The 22,847-nt window shown below is 39.6% G+C and carries 20 protein-coding genes; 7 read left to right on the top strand and 13 right to left on the bottom strand.

Annotated features, from left to right (window positions below):
- Window position 1 precedes the first annotated feature (1 nt).
- Window positions 2-748 (top strand): cupin domain-containing protein, encoded by a 747-nt coding sequence (locus tag NMK36_RS08455; protein ID WP_254173522.1) that lies wholly within the window; start codon window positions 2-4, stop codon window positions 746-748.
- Window positions 749-1,504: 756 nt separating this feature from the next.
- Window positions 1,505-2,503, top strand: a complete 999-nt coding sequence (locus NMK36_RS08450) for an RNA polymerase sigma factor, RpoD/SigA family (protein WP_254173521.1) — start codon at window positions 1,505-1,507, stop codon at window positions 2,501-2,503.
- Window positions 2,504-2,557: 54 nt separating this feature from the next.
- Here the strand turns inward: NMK36_RS08450 and cobO are convergent, their stop codons facing one another.
- The 3 genes from cobO to NMK36_RS08435 all read right to left on the bottom strand — a co-directional run bounded on the left by cobO (window position 2,558) and on the right by NMK36_RS08435 (window position 5,792).
- Window positions 2,558-3,184 (bottom strand): cob(I)yrinic acid a,c-diamide adenosyltransferase, encoded by a 627-nt coding sequence (gene cobO, locus NMK36_RS08445; RefSeq protein ID WP_072720946.1) that lies wholly within the window; start codon window positions 3,182-3,184, stop codon window positions 2,558-2,560.
- Window positions 3,185-3,471: 287 nt separating this feature from the next.
- Window positions 3,472-4,089, bottom strand: a complete 618-nt coding sequence (locus NMK36_RS08440; protein ID WP_072720944.1) for a PEP-CTERM sorting domain-containing protein — start codon at window positions 4,087-4,089, stop codon at window positions 3,472-3,474.
- A 248-nt stretch (window positions 4,090-4,337) separates the two neighbouring features.
- Window positions 4,338-5,792, bottom strand: coding sequence for a RecQ family ATP-dependent DNA helicase (locus NMK36_RS08435; protein ID WP_072720942.1), 1,455 nt, complete (start codon window positions 5,790-5,792; stop codon window positions 4,338-4,340).
- Between the two features lie 352 nt (window positions 5,793-6,144).
- Between NMK36_RS08435 and NMK36_RS08430 the strand changes: the two genes are divergently transcribed.
- The gene (locus NMK36_RS08430; RefSeq protein WP_254173520.1) at window positions 6,145-7,008 is read left to right on the top strand and encodes an alpha/beta fold hydrolase; all 864 of its coding nucleotides are present in this window, start codon (window positions 6,145-6,147) and stop codon (window positions 7,006-7,008) included.
- A gap of 25 nt (window positions 7,009-7,033) precedes the next feature.
- A complete protein-coding gene (locus NMK36_RS08425; protein ID WP_072720938.1) occupies window positions 7,034-7,765 on the top strand; it encodes a glycerophosphodiester phosphodiesterase in 732 nt (243 codons plus the stop codon).
- 76 nt (window positions 7,766-7,841) lie between these two features.
- On the opposite strand, the gene NMK36_RS08420 is transcribed toward NMK36_RS08425, so the two are convergent.
- Genes NMK36_RS08420 through hrcA form a run of 3 tightly spaced genes read right to left on the bottom strand, consistent with a single transcriptional unit; the run spans window position 7,842 to window position 10,133 of the window.
- On the bottom strand, window positions 7,842-8,624 hold the full coding sequence (locus NMK36_RS08420; protein WP_072720936.1) for a hypothetical protein: 783 nt from the start codon (window positions 8,622-8,624) through the stop codon (window positions 7,842-7,844).
- Between the two features lie 6 nt (window positions 8,625-8,630).
- A complete protein-coding gene (locus NMK36_RS08415) occupies window positions 8,631-9,017 on the bottom strand; it encodes a DUF1622 domain-containing protein (RefSeq protein ID WP_072720935.1) in 387 nt (128 codons plus the stop codon).
- Window positions 9,018-9,035: 18 nt separating this feature from the next.
- Window positions 9,036-10,133, bottom strand: a complete 1,098-nt coding sequence (gene hrcA / locus NMK36_RS08410; protein ID WP_072720933.1) for a heat-inducible transcriptional repressor HrcA — start codon at window positions 10,131-10,133, stop codon at window positions 9,036-9,038.
- 249 nt (window positions 10,134-10,382) lie between these two features.
- On the opposite strand from hrcA, the gene NMK36_RS08405 reads away from it, so the two are divergent.
- The gene (locus tag NMK36_RS08405; protein WP_072720932.1) at window positions 10,383-10,922 is read left to right on the top strand and encodes a GIY-YIG nuclease family protein; all 540 of its coding nucleotides are present in this window, start codon (window positions 10,383-10,385) and stop codon (window positions 10,920-10,922) included.
- 65 nt (window positions 10,923-10,987) lie between these two features.
- Here NMK36_RS08405 and NMK36_RS08400 read toward each other — a convergent pair whose 3' ends face one another.
- Window positions 10,988-11,515, bottom strand: coding sequence for a hypothetical protein (locus NMK36_RS08400; protein ID WP_072720930.1), 528 nt, complete (start codon window positions 11,513-11,515; stop codon window positions 10,988-10,990).
- A 42-nt stretch (window positions 11,516-11,557) separates the two neighbouring features.
- Window positions 11,558-11,962 carry an NIL domain-containing protein gene (locus tag NMK36_RS08395; protein WP_072720928.1) on the bottom strand — a complete coding sequence of 135 codons (405 nt, stop codon included), beginning with the start codon at window positions 11,960-11,962 and terminating at the stop codon, window positions 11,558-11,560.
- A gap of 257 nt (window positions 11,963-12,219) precedes the next feature.
- On the opposite strand from NMK36_RS08395, the gene NMK36_RS08390 reads away from it, so the two are divergent.
- On the top strand, window positions 12,220-12,810 hold the full coding sequence (locus tag NMK36_RS08390; RefSeq protein WP_254173519.1) for a thioredoxin family protein: 591 nt from the start codon (window positions 12,220-12,222) through the stop codon (window positions 12,808-12,810).
- Between the two features lie 93 nt (window positions 12,811-12,903).
- Here the strand turns inward: NMK36_RS08390 and tkt are convergent, their stop codons facing one another.
- The 3 genes from tkt to NMK36_RS08375 all read right to left on the bottom strand — a co-directional run bounded on the left by tkt (window position 12,904) and on the right by NMK36_RS08375 (window position 16,695).
- On the bottom strand, window positions 12,904-14,910 hold the full coding sequence (tkt, locus tag NMK36_RS08385; RefSeq protein ID WP_254173518.1) for a transketolase: 2,007 nt from the start codon (window positions 14,908-14,910) through the stop codon (window positions 12,904-12,906).
- A 683-nt stretch (window positions 14,911-15,593) separates the two neighbouring features.
- The gene (locus NMK36_RS08380) at window positions 15,594-16,298 is read right to left on the bottom strand and encodes a (2Fe-2S) ferredoxin domain-containing protein (RefSeq protein ID WP_072720922.1); all 705 of its coding nucleotides are present in this window, start codon (window positions 16,296-16,298) and stop codon (window positions 15,594-15,596) included.
- A 142-nt stretch (window positions 16,299-16,440) separates the two neighbouring features.
- Window positions 16,441-16,695 (bottom strand): Asr1405/Asl0597 family protein, encoded by a 255-nt coding sequence (locus NMK36_RS08375; protein ID WP_254173517.1) that lies wholly within the window; start codon window positions 16,693-16,695, stop codon window positions 16,441-16,443.
- Window positions 16,696-17,022: 327 nt separating this feature from the next.
- On the opposite strand from NMK36_RS08375, the gene NMK36_RS08370 reads away from it, so the two are divergent.
- Window positions 17,023-17,235 (top strand): hypothetical protein, encoded by a 213-nt coding sequence (locus tag NMK36_RS08370; protein ID WP_072720920.1) that lies wholly within the window; start codon window positions 17,023-17,025, stop codon window positions 17,233-17,235.
- Window positions 17,236-17,363: 128 nt separating this feature from the next.
- Here the strand turns inward: NMK36_RS08370 and NMK36_RS08365 are convergent, their stop codons facing one another.
- Both NMK36_RS08365 and NMK36_RS08360 read right to left on the bottom strand, forming a co-directional pair.
- Complete coding sequence (locus tag NMK36_RS08365) at window positions 17,364-18,596, bottom strand: hypothetical protein (RefSeq protein ID WP_072720918.1); 1,233 nt, start codon at window positions 18,594-18,596, stop codon at window positions 17,364-17,366.
- A 388-nt stretch (window positions 18,597-18,984) separates the two neighbouring features.
- Window positions 18,985-22,677 (bottom strand): NB-ARC domain-containing protein, encoded by a 3,693-nt coding sequence (locus NMK36_RS08360; protein WP_254173516.1) that lies wholly within the window; start codon window positions 22,675-22,677, stop codon window positions 18,985-18,987.
- Window positions 22,678-22,847: the final 170 nt, after the last annotated feature.

The following is a 22,847-nucleotide window of genomic DNA, read 5'->3' as shown; positions in this document are numbered from 1 at the left end:
AATGGTGTCTTCCCAACTTAAATGGCAACCTCAAAAAACTTACACTAACCTATTAAGCCGTGTAGCTGTATTACCAACTGTATTAACTTGGCATCAAACAGAGTTTACCGGAATCTGGTTTGGCTGTTTTGAGTCTGATGAGCAAGTTCAAGAGCATCCGGTAACAATGTTAACTCGTTTCGATCCCGGTGGTTTTTTCCCCCTACATGGACATCCTGGGGGAGAAGAAATTTTGGTACTTCAAGGAGATTTTGCTGACGAAACAGGCGTGCATCCGCCCGGAACGTATATGCTTAATCCTGAAGGGTTTAACCATCGTCCCTATAGTGAAAAAGGGTGTTTAACCTTTGTTAAACTACGACAACATGGTGGAGAAAACCGTCAGCAAGTGAGAGTTAATATTTACGATTTACCCTGGGCATCCGATGTAATTCCTGAAATTGAAGTCAAACCTGTCTATGAACAAACGGATTTCCCTGAAAAAGTCTGGATTGAACGCTGGCAACCCGGCACAAAATTATCAAAAGTTGTCGAGTCTGAGGTCAAAGAAATCTTTTTGATCGAAGGAACTTGGAGTGATGAGTGGGGGAATTACCCGACGGGAAGTTGGCTGAGGTATCCACCAGGTTGTTCCTATAGTCCCTCCTCAGCAACAGGTTGTCTACTGTATGTTAAGACTTATCCTTTAGATATAAACCGCTTTATCGTTGGTAAAGATTTTAAACATCCCTCTGAAACCATGACATAGTGGAAACCGTTGAACACGATTATGTTGGTTGAAGAGTGCATTTTTACTGAATGGCGAGGCTCGGTTTTGGAGATTTGTGAACACCGACTTTGGATGCACTTTTCAACTATAAACTTATAAATAATTACTGCTTCCAGAACTATAGTCTATACGAGTTAAGCGTTCATCAACTGTCCACTTCTTAACTGATGACTGATAACCGATAACCCCAAGTTCGGTTATTACTCAATTACTACAGTTGTATTATCAAAAGAAATAGGGCATGATCAAAATATTCAAACAAAAGTAAAAGTTGCTATAATGGTAAATTCTCCCATGAAGCCCTTGACTTTCACCCCTAGTTGTATGTCATAATTTTGAGAGATGTAAATCTATGTAAACAATCTTAAGCTTCCTAGAATCAGGAAGCGGGAGAGAAAAGAGGAAAATCAACACTGATTCTCTGTCTAAGCCGAGCCTCGGTTGGCAACCTAACAGCCTGATGGAGTTATTCAGCTTTAGGGAAAACTAGGAAAAAACGATCACTAAAAGAAATATATAGCCCTAGACCCTAGACAACCACCATTCAATCGCAGCGACAAGACGGATAGGACAGAATTCACATTTACTTTTTACAGAGCAAGACAAGATTTGGAACCAGCCCTACGACTGAAACCCACTTAACCTGTGTTGTCCAGTCCTGTAAAACCTCCTGTAGATAGAGGAGGAAAATTTGCTACCCCTGTAAATTCTGTTTTAGGAGTGTAATTCATACCCATGCCAACTGTCAACACCAAAAACAAAGATCAAGCGGCTTCCAAAAACGCTCGACCTGCCACCACTGACACCGTTCGCACCTATTTGCACGAAATTGGTCGCGTCCCTTTGCTAACACGCGAACAAGAAATCACTTACGGCAAACAAGTGCAACACATGATGCAACAGTTGGAAGCGAAAGACGTTCTCGCAGACAAACTCGGTCGGGAACCGAGCCAGCACGAGTGGTCTGACGCGGTGGGAATGAGTGAAGCTGCACTTCAAACCACCCTGGAGCAAGGACGCCGAGCCAAGCAAAAAATGATTGAGGCGAACTTGCGTTTAGTGGTGTCGATTGCTAAAAAATACCAAAAACGCAATATGGAATTCTTGGATTTAATCCAAGAAGGAACCCTCGGTTTAGAACGAGGTGTGGAAAAATTTGATCCCATGCGCGGTTATAAGTTCTCGACTTATGCCTATTGGTGGATTCGCCAAGCCATTACCCGTGCGATCGCGCAAAATTCTCGCACCATTCGTCTGCCGATCCATATTACCGAAAAATTGAACAAAATTAAAAAAGTTCAACGGGACTTAGTGCAGACATTAGGCCGTAACCCGACGGCGGCGGAAATTGCAGAAGCGCTAGAGTTAGACCCCGCCCAAATTAGAGATTATTTGTTGGCGTCTCGTCATCCGGTGTCTTTAGATTTGCGAGTGGGAGATAATCAAGATACGGAATTGCAAGATCTCTTAGAAGATGAAAGCACCTCCGCCGATACGTTTGTGACTCAAGAGTTACTGCGTCAGGACTTAAAAGATTTACTGGCGGACTTAACCCCCCAACAACGGGAAGTGATTACCCTGCGGTATGGGTTAGAAGATGGTAAGGAGATGTCCCTGTCTAAAGTGGGTGTTCGCATGAACATCAGCCGGGAACGGGTTCGTCAACTGGAAAACCAAGCTTTAAACCATCTGCGTCGTCGGAAAGCTCAAGTTCGGGAATATTTAGCTAGTTAGGACATCCGACTTCTGTAGAGACGCGCCATGGCGCGTCTCTACGGGGATATTAATTCAAAATTCAATCCCTGGTTGAGCCTTGATCCCTTGTTCGCGGAAGGGATGCTTAACTAGGGACATTTCTGTTACGAGGTCTGCTTGGTCAATTAAGGTTTGGGGAGCGCCTCGACCCGTTAAAATAACATGAGTATCTTGGGGTTTCTCTGCAAGTCCAGCTAGAACGTCTTCAACAGGTAAATAACCCAATTTCATCGCTACATTAATTTCATCGAGTAAGATTAATTTAAACTCAGGATTTCTAATAAAAGAAAGGGCTAAATTCCACGCTTCCCCCACTTTTTCAATATCTCGATCTCGGTCTTGGGTTTCCCAAGTAAAGCCTTCTCCTAACGCATGAAATTCTAATTGTTCAGGCCATTTACTGAATACGGCTTTTTCGGCGGGTTCCCATGCACCTTTAATAAATTGAATAATTGCAACCCGATAGCCATGACCCAGGGAACGTAAAACAATTCCTAATGCGGCGGTGGTTTTGCCTTTTCCGTTTCCAGTATTAACAATAATTAATCCTTTAGTTTGATTGCGTTCTGCTACCCGTTGATCTTGAACTTCTTTGCGGCGTTGCATTTTCAAGCGGTGTTTTTCAGCAGTAAGGTCTGATTCGGGGGTGTTGATTTCCATTGTTTGAGTTTGGTTAATGGGTTTAAGGAATTCCTGTAAAAATCTTTTTTTAATAGGAATAATAAATTTAATTGTATCCTAGAATAAAATAAAAAACAAGTCTTGTTTATTATTTTATTCCGATGAACCTGTCGATTTTTAAAATAGATGGAGTTGTTTCAAAAGTGTTTAAAGAAAGCTAAGATACTATAAATTAATAAAACTCTCAAATCTAAATAAAAAGAATGAGAGTTGATTGCTTATCCTGGTTTTGAGAAAAATACTGATATTGATTTCTCTTTAGAACCTTAGTTCTTTTGAGTTTTCTTTAAAACTTTTAAGCTGAAAGCAGATAATCCTAATAATCCTAAAACTGTACTTGGCTCTGGAACAGAACCTTTGTGATTAAAACTTACATTCGTATCATAAGCGAAAATTTTAGGAATATTATTAGCATCTGTGCTAAATAATGTGAGGTTAAACAAATTACTTGCTGTTCGCTTAATGTCTAGTTTCATGGAAGAAATATTTAGAGCACCCAATGTATTATCTTGAGCCGGCTGCAACTCAGCCGAAAATAAATTCGTTCCACTCGGTAAAAAAGAAGTATCAGTATGGGAAGTAAATCCACCAGCACCCTTAACTTGGAAATAAGTCATACTTGTAGCCAATGGGCTAATGTCCACATTATTAAATAAGTTATCTTTATTATCTGCTGTATAACCTGCCACATCTATAACTAGCTTATAAGTGGGGGGTGGATAGAACAAGTTTGGGTTGAGAAAATAAAAATCAAATGTACTGACTAAATCCCAGGTATCAATAGGGCCAGCAATTGCTGAACTTGCTGTTGTCATTGCACCTCCGCTTAAAGCAGCACTTGTTAGACAAAACAAAGCTAGTTTACGAATAGTTTGAGTAGACATCTTCTGACTCCTTGCTTGACTATTAAAAAATTAAAAATTGTAGCTTAAAATTCTGAGTTAATTCTTCGTTTGCACCTTTAAGCCTATAATATTAACTCAGTTAAGTAGAAAACAAGAGTGTTTTGTAAAGATGATCAATTTAATTATGAAGATTTAGTAAAGCTAAGGCTAAAATTATTATAAATAGCAAGTCTAAATGAATTGTACAATCATAATAATGGTGTCCATCCTACACAAGGATTTTGGGGTTAAGATTTTTGAGGGGATTTACAGCGATCGCAATGACCGCATCTTTTGAAGGACTGATCTAAATTGAATCCAAACGCTTGTAATAAAAATTGCCACCGACATTGACGAGTTTTTAAGTATTGATTCATTTGTTGAATGGCTTTATGATTTAGATCCAAAGTCGATTTAGCAGGTTTAGATTGAATTTCATAGTGAAACGGATCACGCCAGATTAAGCGTCCTTGGGCGTGTAAAATGGAAAGGGCGATCTCACTATTGTTAAATTGTTCAGAAACCGTTTCTATATTTCCTCTTAAGGGAAGTTTCTTAATTAATTGATTGGCTGCTTGATATTGTTTTTGTAGATTTTCTTTTAAATAATTTTGCCGTTGTTTATCTTCAGGATAGAAAAAACCTGTAGGTTCGCTAATAATTGTTAATGCGATTGCAGGTTGACCATCTCTTCCAGCCCGCCCCACTTCTTGAATATATTCTGATAATAAAAACGGAGCTTGAAAATGGGCAACCCATCGAACATTACTTTTATTAATTCCCATGCCAAAGGCACTACTACAAACCACAAATTTAACGTTTTCCTCTAACCAATCTTTTTCGATTTTTCGGCGTTCATCGGAACCTAAACCTGCATGATAAGCAACGGTTGAATAATTTTGGGTTTGTAACCATTGGGCTAATTGTTCACAGTCTTTGCGAGTACGGGCATAAATTAAACCGGTCTGATTTTTTCGAGGTTGAATAAATTGAATTAACTGTTGTTGTCGTCCTCTGGGAGTACAAACTGTTTTAATGTTTAATTCTAAATTAGATCGATAGGGACTGAGGAGAAATTGTTGAGGATTTTTGAGGTTTAAAACCTGTTTAATAATAGCTTGAGCATCAGGATCGGCGGTAGCCGTAAAGGCTGCGATCGCTATTTTCGTTCCCGTAGGTTTTAGTTTTAATAAAGTCGCACGAATAGCCCCTAAACGTCGATAAGCAGGGCGAAATGTATCCCCCCATTGGACTAAACAATGGGCTTCATCTAAGATTAAACCATTGATTTGAACCTGGGGTTGAGAAATCACACTCCAAACAGGAGAACTTAATAGAGTTTCAGGAGAAAGATAGAGAAGTCTTAATTGATTTTGTTCAACTAAACGTAAGGTATTACGTCGTTGTTGGGGCATTAATTGGCTATGAATTAAGGCGGCGGGAAGTTTGAGCTCTTGAAGTTCTTGTACCTGATTTTCCATTAATGCCACCAGGGGCGAGATGACTAAGGTTAATCCGGTTTTTAATAAAGCTGGAAGTTGAAAACAGATGGATTTTCCGCCTCCCGTTGGCATAACAATTAAAGCATCTTTGTAGTCTAGTAAGCTTTTAATAATTTCCCCTTGGGGAGGTCGGAAATCATCATAACCCCAAATCTTTTTAAAGGCAGTTTTTACCTGTTGCCACTCTGTAGATGCTTGCATGATGTCTGACTGAGTTTGCCAAAATAAAGTTAAGAGAAGGTTGATATTATTATCTCATATTTTACCTAAAATTTCATCATTGTTAAACCTAGGGTCAGTGACAAACCCTAACTTAACGGCTGAAATCACAAGCTTTTTCTAATCACCCACCCTATACTATAGCAATCCTAAATAATTTATGAAAAAGTTCTGTAGGAGTTTGGTTTCCAAAGCCAGGCGCAAAGAGGGTTGAGTCTCCCAACCCCTCTACGATAAAATATTACAACCTCGGCGCGGATTGATAGGGAGAGATCTAATCCTTTATACTGAAAATATCCAGTTTGCTAATTTATTAGTTTTAAAGAGTAAAACTATGAGTTATATTAGAAAAACCTTATCCCTATCAAGGGCTAACCTCTCTTATTTAGAATGGAATCCTGGGGTGAGTGGTTCCTCGGATACCAACCTTTTATTATTACATGGGTTAGCGGATCAAGCGTTAGTTTGGAAAAAGTTAGGAGAGAAATTGAGCGATCACCATCATATTATAGCACCGGATATGCGAGGACATGGAGAAAGTAGTAAACCCGAACAGGGATATACCTTTACTGAAGTTATTGAAGATTTAGAAGCATTAATGGATCAGCTTAATTGGTCAAAAGCCCATATTTTAGGGCATTCTTGGACGGGAAAAATGGCAGCGATTTGGGCAAGACAAAATCCTGATCGGTTTAATAGTATGATTTTAGTTGATCCAATTTTTATTATGAAACTTCCCGGTTTGTTTAAATTAACTCTGCCGCTTTTGTATCGTCAGTTAGATTGTTTAAAATTAATCGGCCCGTTTGCTAGTTTTGAACAGGCGGAAAATCAAGCTAAACAGTTAGCTCAATTTGTGGGATGGAGTGATTTACAACAGGAATTATTTGAAGCGGGAATGGAACAAAAACCAGATGGAACTTGGGGAAGTAAATTTGGAATTCCCGCCCGAAATGAAATTTTTGAACAGGTGATGGAAGTTCCAGGGTTAACAGAAAACATTAATATTCCCACATTATTGATTCAACCGGAAAAGGGAGTTAATCGTATGGACTGGCAATTAAAACCTTATCAACAGTATTTAACCCAGTTAAAAATTGAGCGTGTGGCGGGCAATCATTGGTCATTTTTAGTTGAACCCGATTGTTTTAATCAAACCGTTGAAGCGTTTTTAAAAGATCAAATGATGGTAAAATAATGATTATAGAAATAGAGGTAAAATTATGGATTTAGAAATTATTGCTCATCGGGGGTTTTCAGTGATGGCACCTGAAAATACCCTGGTTGCGTTTAGTGCAGCTTTACAGCAGGGGGCAGATTCTCTGGAATTTGATGTACAAGTTTCTGCGGATGGAATTCCTGTCATTTTTCATGATGAATTGTTAAATCGAATTACGGGAACATCGGGTAAAGTTTCCGAGAAAACTGTTGCAGAACTCAAAGAATTAGATGCAGGTTCGTGGTTTGCTGAACGATTTGCTGGAGAAAGTATTCCCACATTAGAAGATGCGATCGCTACTTTTCAAAATGTTAAGGATTTTTTATATTTTGATATTAAACCAAATCATCAATGGTTAGAGGAAGAAGTTCAAAAGTTAGGAGAATTTTTAGTTCAAAATAATCTCCTTAATAAATCAATTATGACTTCTTTTAATGAAAATTTTTTAGATCAAATTCGTCACTATCATCCTGAAATACCCCTCGGATATTTTTTAATTGGTTTTAATCAGTTTGAAGAACAGCTTCAAAAAGCAATTAACAAAGGAAATTCGATTTTAAGCATCCATTATCCGATTGTATTACAACATCCAGAAATCGTAACCCAAAGTCAAAATCAAGGAGTCGATATTGTGGTTTGGACGGTGGATGATCTCAATGATTTTAACACCTTAGTTAATTTAGGCGTTAAGCGGATTATTACCAATTCATTAATAGGAAGTTATTTGAAATCCTGAAATGTTTGCTACGCATTTGTCTGGTGTAGAGACGCGCCTGAGCCCAGCCATGCCGTAGGCTTTTGGCGCGTCTCTACTAAATCCCTGTAACAACTTCCCAGAAATGGGTTTTAAAGATAGTTAAATCAATAGTAATTTGCATCTCTTTTCCCCAGGTAAATAGATTAAACTCAATCATATTCTTATTGTAATCAATATTTAATTCATCCAGTAAGGCAACCCAATGACTTGGATAGGAAAAAACAGAAGGTTTGTTCAGGAGTAAACCCAAATCATTAATTAATGCAAAGGCAACACCCCCGGATTTTACAATTTGATTTGCCTTTTGAATGGCTTCTAAATCTCCGAATAAATAAGCATAATTATAATGAATGGTTTGATAGCCTAAAATTTCTTGAGTCCATCCTCCAATTTCCCAAGGTTTGGTAATTCCCGCTAAATTTCTGAAGAGTTGAGGTGCATTCGGGTCAACGGAAAAAATCAGATTTTCCGATTCTCTTAAGGTTGATAACACCATCCAATCTACTTGAGGGATCTTAACATTAACTGGACTCTGTTGTAAATAGATAGGTGAAGGAATCCAACGATTTGTTTGGGTATGAAAGCCACCAATTTGAAACAGATTTCGACAGAGTTGAATATAAGCAGTAGGTTGTTTTCGAGCGAGTTCAAAAATAATAGCAGCAGGGCCACAAAAAGGTTGAGAACCTTGATTAATGTTAAAGGGATTTAGCAGACGTGAGCGCATTTCGGCAATAATTTGCTGTTTATTAAGTCCCGTCCAAACCCCAGGAACTTTTGAACGTTCAAACTCGGCAATTGCTGTTTCTGCGATTGTTAAAGGGTCAGAATTCACCATGAGATTTTATAATTCTTGAATAGAAGATTTCTCCTCTAGCTTTTTCTGAAAGTTAGTTTCACTTTCCAGTTCTTTATTCAAAAAATAATTTAAAAATGTCCGAATCACAGCAATTGCCGCTAACTGTCCTAATACCTGAAAAGAGGGTGTAATCGTGGTAGAAACAATATCCGCACCCAATTGAAATTCCAAGGCTAAGGCTAACCACGTTCCAAAGTGGAGACGTAATTCTATAAAGGGAAAAACCAGCCTTCGCTGGAAAGCCTTTAGGGCTATTTTTAAGGTGGTAATTAATCCTAAAAATACGCAAAAAGCCGAAATTGCTTCTAAGCCAAATCTCAGAAGATGGACAAAGGAAAATAAACTATTTTCTAAGGGTTCTAAACCGACCATAAATATAGAAATTAAACATTAACTCAGTGCTTCCGACAAATAATCAGCAGCGGCTTCAACAACGGCGATGGCATTTTCATACATCATCCGAGTCGGGCCTAAAATTCCCACACTGCCCACCGGAATATTATCCCGTCGATATTGAGCCGAAACCAGAGTACAGCCTTGAATGGGTTCTAAGGGATTTTCTGACCCAATCCGAACTGTAACCCGTTCAGTTTGGGAGGGGGGAAAAATTAACGGCCACAATTGTTCCTGTTCTTCTTCTAATAAGTGCATTAAAGTTTTCACCTGTTGCAATTGCGAAAATTCGGGTAAATGTAAAACTTCCGCAATTCCACTAATTAGAATTCGAGTATATTCTGGGGTTTGGCTACGATAACTTAAATCCGTTAATAATTTTCGTAAAAAATCTGAATACCGTTGAAATTCTCGATCTAATTCTGTACAATCTAAAGTCGAGAGTTCAGAAATTGATTTTCCTCTCAGTTGAGCATTTAAAAAATTGGAAATTAATTGTAATTCTTGTTCTAAAACTTCTTCATTTTCGGGTAGCGGATTAACTCCCATTGTGTTAGAATTAGCAGGGTAATTCGGAGAAGATAATTCAATTAAACTCGATTGGGTTTGATAGGAATCCGTCACCACGACTAACATAATTTTTCCGGGTTCTATCGAAACCAGGTGTAAATGTCGCAACCGGGTTGTAATTCGTTGGGGTAATGTTACTAATGTAATATACCCACTCAAAGTCGATAAAATTTGCGATGCACCCCGTAAAACCGCCTCCAAACTACAGTTTTTTAAACTCAGTTGTTCGCGTAATAATTGCAGAGCTTCATCTGCAACAGTTTCTGAAGGCGTAATTAATTTATCAACATAAATTCGATAACCTGAATCTGAGGGAACTCGTCCGGCGGAGGTATGGGGTTGATACAGGAGTCCGGCGCGTTCCAAGACCCCCATACTATTGCGGATGGTTGCGGGACTGACTTTGAGGTTGTATTCCTCCACCAACGCTTTAGAACCAACAGGTTCAGCCGTCGCAATATAGTGACGAATCGTTGCCCACAGGATATGATGATGTCGCTCTGTTAAATGCACTTGTGTAAACATTGAGTTTTTTTATACAGATTTGACTGAGGGAATAGGGTATTGAACCAGGCAACTCTGAGATTTCCAGAAGTTTACGACTCGCCAGTTATTCAGCAGAGTTTTAAGATCCAAGATAACAGATATTTGAGTTGAATGGGAAAATTTGTCTCCTCATGTATTTAATCGCCGTTAAAAAGAATTCAATAAAACGGTATAATTAAATAGGTACTGATCCATTTAAAATTAGGGAAAAAGCGTTTTTTTGTATCAATGACTAATCCAACTGAAATTCCTCCTCTCAATAGTTTAGACTATATATCCTATTTGGATGAAAACGGCAGAATCCCTGACTTGCTTCAGGGTCAAATTGGTGTTTATGCCATTTTTAATCAAGATAAAATTTTACAATATGTCGGATATTCCAGAGATATTTATCTGAGTTTAAAGCAACATTTTGTTCGGCAATATCAAGGTTGTTATTGGCTGAAGTTACAAACAATTACTCGTCCAAATCGAACAATTTTAGAAGAAATTAAAGCAGCTTGGATTGCTGAAAATGGTTCAATTCCTCTGGGAAATGCAGAAGATGAAATTCTTTGGAATCATCCCATTCAAGTCAAACCTTTAATGACAGCCGAAGAAAAAATAGCTTATGAAAACAACGATGAAATCGGTCAAGAAAAACTGTTAAAACAAGTTGCTCGTCGTGTGGAAGAGCAAATTTTAACTCAACTCCAAGAACGGGGATTACAAGAAGAAATTCGCTTTAATCCCAAACTCAAAAGTAATGGATTATTAGATTTAAAATAATAGAAATGGTGTGTTAGCGTCAAGCTGACGCACCCAATAAAATTAATTTAATCGCTTAACCCTTGTTACTCTTGATGAGGTGGAGTTGGTGCACTATGCGGAATTTCAATACATCCTAAATCAAAGGGGAAACAAAATTTGAATTCTAAATGATCTACAGAAAAATAATAATTTAGAGCCCATCCTAATATTAAGCCGAAGGTAGATAATATTGATAAAATAATAAAAGATTGCCAATTACTAAATCGGGAAGTTTGCAATTCTAAGCGAGCTAATGCTGTGGCTGAAAGCATTAATAAAATATTAATCGAAATTTGTAACCAAGTGATCATAAACACACCCAAGATTGATAAAAAAACAATCATTAAGAATGTTCCTAGATCAGTTCTAATCCATCTTAATACTGTATTTTGGAAAAAGTTAAGCGGAATCGTAAAGAATAAATCTACTGCCCAAATTAAGGCTAAAATTATACCTGAAATTATAAAATATAGATGAGATTCAAATAAAAACCAGCCGAAATGAAGACAAGTTAGGAGGAGTAATCCAAAGGAAAGCCAAGTAATAATTGTCAGTTCTTTTTTTGATTTCATTGAAATATTAAGAGAAAAAAAAGTTTTGTGTTAAATTCCCGTTTAGAGATTCGTAGAAATCGCTTGAACGGGACAGGTTGGAATACATTGTTCACAAACAATACATCGTGAGCGGGTAAACGTCAAATAAAAGGTTTCAGGATTGAGCGTTAAGGCTTCTGTCGGACAGACTCCAGTACATAATCCACAATCAACACAACTCTCTTCATCAATTAAAATCTCTCGTCCTACTAAAGAAACCCCAATATTTTGAGTTTGCATCCATTCAATAGCTGCTTCTAGTTCATCAATATCCCCTGACAATTCTACCACTAATTTTCCCTCTTGATTGGGGGCGACTTGAGCCCGAATAATATTAGCAGCTACATTAAAATCTTTTGCCAATCGATAGGTAATCGGCATTTGAATAGATCGTTTGGGAAAGGTTAAAGTTACTCTTTTTTTCATTATTATAAAATTACGAATTACGAATTACGAATTACGAATTTGGAAGTTATGGCTATTACACTTTCTGAGATTATTTTTAGAGCTAATTTATTTTTATCCTATTTTACTGCAACTTCCAGGGAATCGTTAAAATTTTCAGAAAAATATAGTTAAGCTAAAATAATCAGAAGCCAGGAGTCAGAGTCAGCTGTGAATTCTTTTTTCTTCTGTCTCCTGTGTCATTCCTAGAATAGGTGATCATTTTTTACGTTAGGAACATGAACGAAAATCCATTGCATTCAACAATATCAACTCAACCCTCCGATTTAGCCAAACGCATTAGAAACTTTTTAATTGCCATGGCTGCGATTATTTTGGCTGTCGCCGTTTTCCTGGGGGTACGGATGGATGCGACCTCAACCTCCCTACCTCAACTCGCTGAAGAATCTGTTCCGATGGATGTCGCCTTGAGGAATGGAAAACCCACCTTAATTGAATTTTATGCCAATTGGTGTACCAGTTGCCAAGCAATGGCTCCAGAATTGCATGAAATTAAACAGCAATATGCTGAACAACTGAATTTTGTTATGTTGAATGTGGATAATAGTAAATGGTTGCCTGAACTACTGAAATATCGAGTTGATGGAATTCCTCATTTTGTTTATTTGAATCAAAATGCTGATACCATTGCACAAACTATTGGTGAAATTCCTCGAAATATCCTAGAGGCAAATTTAGATGCTTTAATTGCTGAAAATCCTCTCCCCTATACTCAATCAATCGGTCAAGTTTCTGCCTTTAATTCCCCTATTACTCCCGATAAACCTAGTACAGTTGACCCCCGTTCTCATGGTGCTCAAGTTCAATAAAAAAAGTGCGGTAGATGACCGCACTCAATAATAAGAAGAGAGGAAACAGGAGACAGTAAGAAGAACTGTTCCTTGTTTCCTTAAACTTTAGACTTAACCTAATAAGGCTTTCGCTTTGTCTAAAACATTCTCAACGGTGAAACCAAATTTCTCCATCAACACGTTACCCGGAGCAGAAGCACCAAAGCGATCAATGCTGATCATGTCGCCTTGATCGCCAATATAGCGTTCCCAACCGAAACGGCTGGCAGCTTCCACCACTAACCGTGTTGTCACGGCTTTAGGTAACACAGATTCTTTGTAAGCGGCATCTTGTTCTTCAAACAGTTCCCAACAAGGCATAGAAACCACCCGAACTTTCTTACCTTCAGCCGTTAATTTTTCGGCGGCTTCCACACACAAAGACACTTCGCTTCCAGTTCCGATCAAAATTAAATCGGGAGTGCCTTCCGAGTCAGACAGAACATAAGCGCCTTTGCTGACCACATCAACGGAACTACCGTTTAAGTTCGGTAACGCTTGACGAGTTAACGCAATCAGGGTGGGACGATTCCGATTTTCAACGGCGACTTTATAAGCACCAGAGGTTTCATTCCCATCCGCCGGACGCATCACCAACAACTCAGGAATAGCCCGCAGGGACGCAATGGTTTCGACGGGTTGGTGGGTGGGGCCATCTTCCCCAAGGGCGATGGAGTCATGGGTCATCACATAGATAACACCGATTTCTGATAAGGCGGATAAACGAATCGCCGCCCGCATATAGTCTGCAAACACTAAGAACGTCGCGCAATAGGGAATTAAACCAGAGTAATGCAGACCAATTCCATTACAAATTGCACCCATTCCGTGTTCACGGACACCGAAACGCAGGTTACGGTTTTGATATTGTCCTTTTTGGAAATTACCAAACCCTTTCATTTCCGTTAAGTTGGAGTGGGTTAAGTCCGCCGAACCTCCAATCAATTCAGGCAGAACGGGGGCTAAGGCATTCAGAACCCCTTCTGAGTATTGACGGGTAGCTTTACCTTTTTCTTGGGGGGTAAAGGTCGGTAGGGCTTTTTCCCAACCTTCGGGGAGTTTTCCACTAATGCGACGTTCAAATTCATCGGCTTCTTGGGGATATTTGGCTTTGTAGTTTTCCCAAGTTTTGCTCCATTCTCCTTCCAAATTGGCCCCGCGTTCAACGGCTTTGCGGAAATGAGCTAAGGCATCATCGGGAACCACAAAGGGTTCATAGTCCCAACCCAGATTTTTCCGAGTGGCTGCTACTTCATCTCCCCCTAAAGCAGCCCCGTGAACGCCGGCGGTGTTTTGTTTGTTAGGAGACCCGTAGCCAATGGTGGTGGTAATTTTAATGAAAGACGGTTTATCGGTGACTTCCTTCGCTTTGGCAATCGCATCTGCAATGGCATCTAAATCAGTGTTGCCATTTTCAACGTGCTGAACGTGCCAACCATAGGCTTCAAAGCGTTTGCTGACATCTTCAGTAAAGGAAATCTCGGTATTTCCATCAATGGAAATATGGTTATCGTCGTAGAGGGCAATTAATTTACCGAGTCCCAGGTGTCCAGCTAAAGAACAGGCTTCACCCGAAACCCCTTCCATGTTGCAACCATCCCCTAAAATCACATAGGTATAATGGTCTACCAAGTTGGCATCGGGTTTATTGAAGGTCGCAGCGTCATGGGCTTCGGCCATAGCTAACCCAACACCATTGGCAATCCCTTGACCTAATGGGCCAGTGGTGACTTCAACCCCGGCGGTAACAAAGTTTTCTGGGTGGCCAGGAGTCTGAGAATGCCACTGACGAAATTGTTTGATATCGTCTAAGGAAACGCTATCGTATCCCATTAGATACAGTAGGGCATATTGCAACATTGAGCCATGACCGGCTGACAGGACGAAGCGATCGCGGTTATACCATTTAGGATTTTTAGGATTGAACCGCATAAACCGATCCCACAACACAAATGCCATCGGCGCAGCACCCATAGGTAATCCAGGGTGGCCAGATTTTGCCTTTTCTACGGCATCAATGGCAAGGAAGCGAATCGAATTAATGCAAAGTTCTTCAAGTGATTGGGCTGCAACAACCATAATTTATTTTTATCTGTAGACTTTAGTGAGTGTGTGAGTGCTGAAGCATCGAATCTCAACGAGTTCAGATTCTACGCCATAAGTGGCTCTGGAATTCCCCTCAGACTGCATCTCAATCATCTCACCACTTGGGACACGCAAGCAACCCAATTCTTAATTTTCCGTGAAACTTGATTTTATGGCTGATGCACAATTTATTGATTTTGTCAATACCTAAACTCGTGCCTTGCCCTTTTGTCCAAAAAACTCGTGCATCGCAGTAGCCATAAACCTGTTAAATGTTCTCAATCTTGAACGAGTTTAAAGGGTTTTAGCCTCTATTTTTGCCGATAGACACAGTAACCCCTTGGGTGTGTTTTTTTTAGTATACCTCAAACCCATTGGTTTCGTCAAGTAGTTGCAAGCTATTTTCAATAAAAAATCCAATTTTTCTCGAATTCTTTTAAAATTTAAAACAAGTATCTATAATTTATTAGCTTTACTTATAAAACAGCTTCAAATCATTCCGCAAAAAAGGTTTCTGAAAAAATCAGAGGTTAAAACAGAAACCCCTATTTCTTTCAGCTAGGTGTTTGATTTTCTTGTTGTCTTTTCAGTTCTTGTTGCAAAGCGCGCTTTTGTCTAAGAATAAGCAAGATTAACGTTTCTTTGATCTGTTTCCTGAATGATTTTCCTGAATGATTTTAAAAATGTTGCTCAATCAACGCGGGAATTTTTTCCGGTTCAACTTTACTATAACGGGTTTTATCCGGTAACATCACCAGATTAGGGCCAGCTTTACATTTTTTCAAACATCCTGTTTTTTGAATTATTACCTGATCTTCTAATCCCCGTTGAGCTAATTCTTGTTGCAATAGGGTACAAATCGCATCGCCTCCCCGTTTACGACAATCAGATTTTTGACAGATTAAGATTTTGGCAGGTTTAACCGCAGGCTGTTGTACAGGTTCACCGGGAATAACTGAAGGACAAATTTCCGAGGTTTCACAGTCTTTCTGAATTGGAGAATATAAAATATTAGAAGTGTTAGAACTTTGAACACCCAAAGGCGAAGAAAAAACTAAATCCTCAGAGGCAGTTTTTTTGCTTTCATCATAGAATACAGGAGTTAAAGTTGATAGGGGTGGGAAAGCAGGAAGTATCTGTTCAGCTTTTAATTTAATCTTTCCGGTTTTAAAATCTTGTTTTTTCTGACCTTTTACGCGCACCTCCTGACCGGGAGCTAAATTAGAAATTCCCATCATCCGCGCTGCTTTAGACAGTTTAATCAACAATAATCCCACAGGAGTTTGTAGCGTCATTAATTTAGGCTTATCTTCTTTTATCCACACATTTTTGATCGTTCCTGTTAAGTTAAATTCTGTATAGCTTTTGTTGGATTTACACATGGGTTTACTGGAGGTAACGGGTAAGGAAAATTTCAAGCTGTACTTAAGCGAAAACAGCGATAGACAAACTTAAAAAAGTTCACGCCGAGTCAATATCTGTTAATCAGAAAATTTGAAAAAAGTTTAAAAAAACTTTGGGATTTCAAATCGGATGACAATGCCAACAGTGTTCTAAACACTCGACTAAATTTTGATGAGACTGGCTGAATTGTCGGAGGACACTCAAGAGTTGAATTGTATCTTTTGGGGTATGAATTTGAACCTGTAATGGTTGGTTAATTCGACACCAGCAGGGAATCTCTAACTCTTGTAATCGTTTATAAACAAGCCAACGGTCTACCCAGTTAATTCCAAAAACTTCACAAATCGCCCTTTGGTCAAGATGAGATGAGTTCATAAGTCTTGCTCAAATGAAATCTATTTTCACTAACAGAGACGGGAAGCCTACGGATAATCCATTACTTTTACCCGTCAACCGATAGTGATCAGCATAACTTAAATGCAAAGTATTCTCAATAGGTAGCGCAAAATTTTTTTTGATTGAGACTTTCTAGCCATCCGAAGCTTTGGGGGATACTAATATGGGGTTAGAGTTGTTCAGCATGAGTTGAAATACTTAGAAGCTAAAATTATAAAAATTTCTGTTACTTATGATACATTTTACTAAAATTATGTAAAAATTTTAGATAGAGAAATATTGAACAGGAATTAGGAGAATCTAGCCATGACTATGCAAGACAAAGCACGGGAACTCTTGGTTCAAGAGCGTCAACACCAAGAACACGTCCAGGAAACCATGCGAAACCGGGCGGCGGAAGAAGAAAATCTGATTGAACAAACTCACGAACAAGCACGGGAGTTATTAATTCAGGAACGTCTCCATGATGATCATCTTCATGAAGCCATGTTAAGTCGCGCAAGTGAACAGATCAGTTAACTTTATGGGTTATCCCCTTATAATTAAGCGATCGCTATTTTTATGAGCAACAGCGATCGCTTTTAGTGTAAAATCAATAATCATAAAGTGTTGGCTCATAGTCGTAATTGCCAGAATTGAGGCAAAACTTAATTAAATTTTAAACTTCCCCAGTTTAAGCTAAAAGCAATATTAAGATTTTCTAACGCTTCCACCAGCCAAAACACCTTATTTCTGGGAAAAGTAGAATAGTGATTAAATAAAATCGAAAACCGTTTTTCTAAATCCGATTTAACTTTGCGACAAAATAAGACAATTTTTAATAACAACCCGATAGAACGAGTTACTCCAATATTACTGCTTAAATCTAAAAACACAAAGTGATGGGGTTGTTGCGGACTTTCCACAACCAAGAAATTTAATAATTTACGACAGGTTCCCGCTATCAAAGTAGCATTCACTTTTTGACTATCATTGTGGGATAAAGTCGCTTGTAGTTCTCGATACAAACGATTATTAAAATGGTTTTTTCCATACTTAGTATCAACCGTACTACTCAAATATTCATAAAATTCTTCTTTAAACGTGCGATAGGTTCGCGTTTGTTGGCTTTGATTTGTAAAAATGTAGGCTAAATCATTATAAGTATGATAACCATCTACTTTCCCGGTAAAATGTTTAACTGCAAAATTCAACTTTTTGTCTGTTAATAACGTTGGATTTTCCACCGACGGTAAAATTAAGCGTTGTTCGCGGGGAGTGCGTTTAAACGTGAGATATTGAGATAAATCATGCTCCCAGGTTTCTTGAGCTTGCATTCGCATCTCGCGGATTTCTTGACGTTGCTCATCAGGACTATCATCCGTTAAAAAACAGTGATCATATAAATAGGGATAACGACTAATTAAACCTTCTACATTATCGTTTTTTTCTTTTTGGTTTGCTTCAATTTTTTCTTCAAAGACCTTACTTAAACGGCGAAGAGCTTGATACTGTTCCGTTTGGATAAACCGTTTAACTAAAGAACGTAAGCGTTTTGCTGTCCAACAGGAAGGTAAACCCGATGGGGTTTGCTCAAAACTATTAATCAGTTCAGGAATAGCCCATTGATGCCGAGGTTGTTTGCGCCACCGATTAATTAAAATATAACAACTGCGGTTGAGAACATACTGAAATTCTATATTTGCTAAATCCGAATCGACAATCCGACCTAATGCTAAATTAACAGCCAAATCAGGGTATTCTCCTCCTTGGATAAACAAATTAAAGAACCGTTGAATCAGGTGTTGGGGTTGTTCAATTTCGACACAACTTTGTAGATGAGCATAAATGACCTGCTCATCCGATGAATGATAATACTGGCTAAACCCCGAACTATTCACGGTAGAACCCCTCTTTGGTCAGGGATAGGTGGATTGGGTGGGCTACACACTCTGACCTCACATCCAAATTCTCGTTGTTTTCTCCTTAGTGCCTTGTTTCCCCCTGGATCTGGATTTTAAAATGAGTAACATTTTATCGCTTCCGATCGCTTGCTTCTTGAGATACCCTGACTGTGGGGTAGAATATAACATCCTGTTATACCCTACCCGACTTTTCCCTGATAACACCAGACCTTGGGGTGAGACCCGAACTTTAAGGATGACTGAAAATTTGGGGTGGCGTGTAGCTGTGTTTCTAATACTTTGATCTTAGTGATAAATCCACCCCACTCCAATAAAGATTTAGCAAAAATCAGTCGTTAATTGTAAAGATTCGGTAAAGCTGTTCTTATAATATTCGTTCTGGGTTAAGATCCACCGCGCCTAACGCTTTCAATGTAACTTTTTGTGCTGTAGTGATTCCCGTCACACCCGTAATATTCAAACCATTGTAAGGCTTATCAGCGCGTAAGGTTTTCAAACACTCCTGGGTGTGTAAATCCCAAACCTTAATTCCTTGATCATGACTGCCACTGGCTAGAAAATGGCCCTGAGCATCAACATGAACTGACCAGACAGGATGGCTATGGCCTTCTAAATGTTTTACACAGTTTCCCGTCGCAATATCCCATAATCTAATATCATGATCATGACTACCACTGACCCAAATCTGACCTTCAAGAGTCAATAAAATTCCCTGGACTCGTTCAATTTCACCCCGCCAAGTTTGCAGACATTCACCGGTTTCCACAGCCCAACATTTCACCGAACGATCATAACTCCCACTCACTAAAATCGAACCCTTCGAGGCAAAAGTCAGAACATGAACCCGATCATTATGGCCTTCAAGAACCGCCAAACAGTCGCCTGTTTCCACATCCCACAGTCGAATGGTTTGGTCATTACTGCCACTGGCTAAAATTGAAGTTTGAGGACTGAAGGCGACTGAACCCACCCAACGCTGATGTCCTTCTAAGGTTTGTAACAGTTCACCCGTTTGCACATCCCAAAGTTTCACCGTTTGGTCATCACTGGCACTCGCCAATAGCCTACCTTCAGCACTAAACATTACCGCTTGAATGCGATCGCTATGGCCATGCAAGGTTTTCAAACATTCCCCAGTCTGAGTATCCCAGAGTTTCACCGTGCGGTCATAACTGCCACTGGCGATTAAACTTCCATCGGGACTAAATGCGACTGACCATACCCAGTCCTGATGACCTTGTAACTGTTTGAGACAGCGACCCGTCTGTACATCCCAGAGTCGCACCTTATCGTCATCACTACCACTGGCCAAACGTCTGCCATTGGGACTCAGAACAAACGACCACACCTGATGACGATGACCGCGTAAGGTTCTCAACCGTTGTCCCGTCTTCACATCCCATAACTGCACCATGCGATCCACACTCCCCGTCGCTAAGGTTTGGCTATCGGGACTAAAGGCTAAGGAGCAGACTTGACTTTCTAATCCGGGCAAGGTTTTTAAACAAGTTCCCCTTCTCAGATTCCAAAGTTTTACGGTTTGGTCATCGCTGCTACTGGCTAATAATTCTCCATCAGGACTAAATACCACGATCCACACCGAGTCTTGATGACCGTGAAAGGTATGAAAACTGTGACCCGTATTTACATCCCAAAGGCGGACGGCTTCTTCATCGGTACTACTGGCGATCGCATGAATTTTACCCGGAATTGAAGCAGAACGCACAAACGTAACGGCCCAATTCCAAGCGTTATGTCCATAGAAGGTGCGTAAACAATCTCCCGTTTGCAGATTCCAGAGTTTAACGGTTTGATCCTCACTGCAACTCGCCAAGGTATCACCATCGGGACTAAAGGCAATGGTGCGAATGCTGTCGGTGTGATCGGTGAAGTGATGCACACACTGTCCAGAACGGGTATCCCAAACCCTGACGGTCTTGTCATTACTACCACTGGCCAACCAATCCCCATCGGGACTAAAACAAACACAGTTAACGCTTCCTTGATGTTCTCGCCAACGGTTTAAGCATTCTCCCGTTGAGACTTTCCACAGTCGCACACTTTCATCATCACTCCCACTCGCCAGTAAAGTCCCATCGTGATTAAAGGTGACAGACTTAACTCCTCCGACTTGTCCTTGACAAACTAACAGTTGTTGACCGTCTTCCACTGTCCATAAAATAATTTTACCTTCGGCATCTCCAGTAGCTAAAATTCCGTTAGCACCCAAAGCAACGGTGAGGGAATGACCGAGGGTTTTGGCAAACACAGATCGAGATAAATCGGAACCGGAAAAATCAACATTTTGTAAATTAGCATCTTGTAAATACGCTTGCCAAATGGTTAATTGAGAAAAGTCATAATCCGCTAAATCTAAGTCTAAACTATGGCAAAGATTAATAATATTCCCGCCACCATAACCTGAAGAATGACGATGTTGTTTTAACCGTTCAATCAGAACTTTAAACTTTTGGTTCAGTTCTCCTGAAATTCGATAACGGCTTAAGAGTTTTTGAACAATTGGCTGTAAAATTAACCGAGTTTGACTTTCTCGGATATAATCTTTGGCTTGAGATTTAATTAAAGGATATTGATTTAAAATATTAATGGTTTCCGTTTCAATTTCTTGCAGATTTTTTTCAATTAACCGCTCAATCATATATTCCATAACAACCGGTTGCTGGGTAAAGCTGCCAGCACTTTTTTCAATCAACGATCGCCGACTCAAGGATTCTAAGGCTTCAATTAATTCAATCGGAGAAATAATCGATAATAAATCTTTTCTCAAATCAACAACGGTACAGGGTTCTCGATTAATCGCTAACCAGTGCATGGTTTCTAATTCGAGTTCGGAAATTCGTCCTAATTGTTGTTCTAATATATCTCTAACATCGCCAAAAATCGCCGTTCCTTGCTGAATTTGTTCTAAAAATTCACCAACATTTCCCCCAAACAAATCATAAATCGTTGTTGTAACAATTTTTAAGGCGAGGGGATTTCCCGCATAGCGTTCAATTAAGGTTTGCCATTGTTCAAAGGAACCTGCAACGCCTTTAGATTGAATAATTTCTTGACAATTTTCCGGTTCTAATCCTAATAAAGGTAAAGACCGGACTTTCTGGGTTTGACCTTCTAAAGCGGCAATTTCTCTAGGTTTTTCCCGACTGGTGAGCAGGAGACAGCTTTGATGTTGAGTTTCTCCCAGACGTTTAAATAAATCTCCATAATTTTCATAGCCGGGATAATAGCGTCCGACTCGATTTCCGTCTTGTAAAATTGATTCTGTATTATCTAAAATAATTAAACATCGAGAAGTGCGTAAAAAATCGATCAATTGGGAAATTTGCCGATGGGGGTCGGGAGACAAATTCAACTCCGTTTCCTGAGCGAGAAATTGAATTAAATCCATTAAAATTTCTGTTAAAGGCGGTGCATTTCGCAGCGATCGCCAAATCACAAATTCAAACTGGGGATAGATTTTTTGAGCTAACTGTACCGATAAAGAGGTTTTCCCAATTCCTCCCATTCCTAACACCGCAATGAGGCGGCATTCTTCCTGTAAAATCCATTGTTGGAGTTGAGCCAGTTCTTCAATTCTGCCATAAAACTGAGACACATCCGTTGCTTCCCCCCAGTCTACATGGGGAGATATTGACGGTTGACGATGGGTGAGTCTTTCCTCCTCCAGTTGTCTCCCTGTGCCCTTGTCCCCCTCTAACTCCCCTACTCCCCCTGCTTCCCCTGCTCCCCCTGCTCCCCCTGCTCCTGTACTCCCCCTCTCCCCCTCCTCTTCCAACGTGCGGCGTTCAATGACGGTACGAAAATTTTTTTTAGTGACCTTTTCCCCTAACTCATCCGATAACAATTTCCATAATTTGGGCCCGACATCCTGCTTGAGATACTCAGGAGTACAGCGATACTCTAAAGCAATTTCATGATATTTCTGACAATACCAAGTTCCCTGAATGACCGCTCGTTGTGCATCATTCAGGTGTTTTCCGGTTTTTTCAAAAACCAATGTATCGGTAATTGTCAGAGCCTCTTCAAAGTTCATCATGATCACAGATGCAACCAAGTTCATTACTAAGAGTGTATCCTGAACTTTTCTATCATAAGGTTAATTTTGAGTTCTTTGAGGAGATGGGGAGATAAAGCGATATTTCGTCAGGTTTATTCTGCTGTAACCGAAGGGTGAATGATTAAGGGTGATGTCGTCTCAAAAACAAT

The organism is Planktothrix pseudagardhii (genome assembly GCF_904830925.1).
Taxonomy (GTDB): Bacteria; Cyanobacteriota; Cyanobacteriia; order Cyanobacteriales; family Microcoleaceae; genus Planktothrix; species Planktothrix tepida.
This window is presented reverse-complemented; position numbering and strand designations above follow the sequence as displayed.

What these genes read in the sequence shown, in the direction of transcription:
- NMK36_RS08455 (WP_254173522.1), top strand. Translation starts at nt 2, where the DNA reads ATGGTGTCTTCCCAACTTAAATGGCAACCTCAAAAAACTTACACTAAC.
- NMK36_RS08450 (WP_254173521.1), top strand. Translation starts at nt 1,505, where the DNA reads ATGCCAACTGTCAACACCAAAAACAAAGATCAAGCGGCTTCCAAAAAC.
- cobO (WP_072720946.1), bottom strand. Translation starts at nt 3,184, where the DNA reads ATGGAAATCAACACCCCCGAATCAGACCTTACTGCTGAAAAACACCGC.
- NMK36_RS08440 (WP_072720944.1), bottom strand. Translation starts at nt 4,089, where the DNA reads ATGTCTACTCAAACTATTCGTAAACTAGCTTTGTTTTGTCTAACAAGT.
- NMK36_RS08435 (WP_072720942.1), bottom strand. Translation starts at nt 5,792, where the DNA reads ATGCAAGCATCTACAGAGTGGCAACAGGTAAAAACTGCCTTTAAAAAG.
- NMK36_RS08430 (WP_254173520.1), top strand. Translation starts at nt 6,145, where the DNA reads ATGAGTTATATTAGAAAAACCTTATCCCTATCAAGGGCTAACCTCTCT.
- NMK36_RS08425 (WP_072720938.1), top strand. Translation starts at nt 7,034, where the DNA reads ATGGATTTAGAAATTATTGCTCATCGGGGGTTTTCAGTGATGGCACCT.
- NMK36_RS08420 (WP_072720936.1), bottom strand. Translation starts at nt 8,624, where the DNA reads ATGGTGAATTCTGACCCTTTAACAATCGCAGAAACAGCAATTGCCGAG.
- NMK36_RS08415 (WP_072720935.1), bottom strand. Translation starts at nt 9,017, where the DNA reads ATGGTCGGTTTAGAACCCTTAGAAAATAGTTTATTTTCCTTTGTCCAT.
- hrcA (WP_072720933.1), bottom strand. Translation starts at nt 10,133, where the DNA reads ATGTTTACACAAGTGCATTTAACAGAGCGACATCATCATATCCTGTGG.
- NMK36_RS08405 (WP_072720932.1), top strand. Translation starts at nt 10,383, where the DNA reads ATGACTAATCCAACTGAAATTCCTCCTCTCAATAGTTTAGACTATATA.
- NMK36_RS08400 (WP_072720930.1), bottom strand. Translation starts at nt 11,515, where the DNA reads ATGAAATCAAAAAAAGAACTGACAATTATTACTTGGCTTTCCTTTGGA.
- NMK36_RS08395 (WP_072720928.1), bottom strand. Translation starts at nt 11,962, where the DNA reads ATGAAAAAAAGAGTAACTTTAACCTTTCCCAAACGATCTATTCAAATG.
- NMK36_RS08390 (WP_254173519.1), top strand. Translation starts at nt 12,220, where the DNA reads ATGAACGAAAATCCATTGCATTCAACAATATCAACTCAACCCTCCGAT.
- tkt (WP_254173518.1), bottom strand. Translation starts at nt 14,910, where the DNA reads ATGGTTGTTGCAGCCCAATCACTTGAAGAACTTTGCATTAATTCGATT.
- NMK36_RS08380 (WP_072720922.1), bottom strand. Translation starts at nt 16,298, where the DNA reads ATGTGTAAATCCAACAAAAGCTATACAGAATTTAACTTAACAGGAACG.
- NMK36_RS08375 (WP_254173517.1), bottom strand. Translation starts at nt 16,695, where the DNA reads ATGAACTCATCTCATCTTGACCAAAGGGCGATTTGTGAAGTTTTTGGA.
- NMK36_RS08370 (WP_072720920.1), top strand. Translation starts at nt 17,023, where the DNA reads ATGACTATGCAAGACAAAGCACGGGAACTCTTGGTTCAAGAGCGTCAA.
- NMK36_RS08360 (WP_254173516.1), bottom strand. Translation starts at nt 22,677, where the DNA reads ATGATGAACTTTGAAGAGGCTCTGACAATTACCGATACATTGGTTTTT.